This is a genomic window from Cyanobacteriota bacterium (genome assembly GCA_025054735.1).
Lineage (GTDB): Bacteria > Cyanobacteriota > Cyanobacteriia > SKYG9 > SKYG9 > SKYG9.
Window position 1 is genome coordinate 1 of the sequence record JANWZG010000602.1, and the last position, 1674, is coordinate 1674.

The 1674-nt window shown below is 47.4% G+C and carries 2 protein-coding genes; both read left to right on the top strand.

The annotated features are described in order from the left end of the window. A partial coding sequence (locus tag NZ772_18590) for an MCE family protein (protein ID MCS6815565.1) occupies positions 1-840 on the top strand: 840 nt, incomplete at its 5' end. Positions 841-955: 115 nt separating this feature from the next. Further along, the coding region (locus NZ772_18595; GenBank protein ID MCS6815566.1) for an HpsJ family protein at positions 956-1674 on the top strand (719 nt) is incomplete at its 3' end.

Here is a 1674-nt window from a genome sequence, read left to right on the forward strand (position 1 = left end):
CGGATTGCATCTCGCTTAGCCCAACGTCTAGATGACGAAGAGCTATTTCAAGCCTTGAAGGAGTTGGCAAAAAATTCCTCTAATGCCGCCGCCGGTGTTGCTAAGTTGACCAATGAGTTGGCAGACCTCAGCAAAGCCTCTAAGCAAGAACTGCAATCGGTGTCTGCCTCGATTCAACAAACCACAGCAACCTTAAACCGCACCCTAGAGCAAACATCTGAAACTGTAAAGGGCTTTGGGCGTACCGCAGACCAGTTAACCCTCACAGCCGGCCAGGTTAGCAGCCTACTAGAAGCAAACCGTGCCACCCTCATCCTAACGTTGGATAACTTGAATCAAACTACTCGTCAACTACGAATTGCTACCGCTGAGCTGACACCAGCCATTTCTCGGCTAAGCCGTGGCGAGTTGTTGGCTAACCTAGAAGCCCTAGCTGCAAATACAGCGACTGCCTCAGCTAACCTGCGGAACATGACAAACACCCTCAGTAGTCCCGCTAACTTGTTAATGTTGCAACAAACCCTAGAGTCCGCCCGATCAACCTTTCAAAATGTTGAAAAAATCACCTCTGATCTGGATGAATTAACAGGGGATCCGAAGCTACGCCAAAACTTGCGGAACTTGATTAACGGACTCAGCGGTTTGGTGTCATCTACCCAGCAGCTTGAGCAACAGACTCAACTTGCTTTCACTCTGTCTACCCTAGCAGCAGCTCCAGAACCGCCATCATCAGAGACTCAACTCAGGTATCAGAGTACTCCAAGTCCTGTGTTTATCAAGTTGCTGCCTACGGCTACCCGTCCTACATCATTACCATCCCCAACAGGCGACACTCAGTAGCAGCCTACTGCTACTAACCGGAAACTTTTTTGTATGCAAGATAAAGCTCCCTGATACAATGCAGCCGTAGTTTATTTAGCTGCTTAATAATAGCAAACTGCCCTTGTGTCTCTTTATGAAATCATCCACCAGAGCGCCTTTTAATACTTCCCAAGCTCTCAAAATTTGCGGTATGCTGCTGATTTTGATGACAATCGTCAATATTGTTTTTGTCATTACATTGCCTAATTTGCCACCTAAGCCTACGAGCCTAGATACCTTGAGATCCCAAGTGGAAATTGTGGTGCAGTTAGTCGATCAAGGCTTTGTGTCATTGCTGGGGCTAATGGTGCTAGCGATCGGACTGTGGATGGACAGTATTACCGAGACTACTCGCTCTCAGCGTAAGTTCTGGCGAGCAGTTGGCATCGTGATCTTTTTACTGGCTAGCCTGATGGCACTGATGTATCTAATCATCACTCCCCTGCATCTCAGTAATGCACAGCTAGCTCGTCAGCAAACCCTGGAGCGAATTGAGCAAGAAGTTACCCTAGCTGAAACTCAATTGAATAATCGAATTAACACTGAATTGCAGCAACAGCAAGGCCGAATTAACTTACTGATGCAGGCTAGTGATGAGCAGTTGAAGCAGGCGATCGCTAGTGGACAAGTGAGTAATGAGCAGGCTGCCTTGATTGAGCAGTTTAAGAAAGATCCTAAATCCCTTGAGCAGTTTCTCAAAAAAGAGGACGAGAGGATCCGAGGTCAAGCCCAAGTGGAAATTTCTACCCGTAAGGCTACGGCTGAAAAGCAAGCCCAGTTAGAGAATCTAAAGACAGGCCTGCGTGTTGGCAT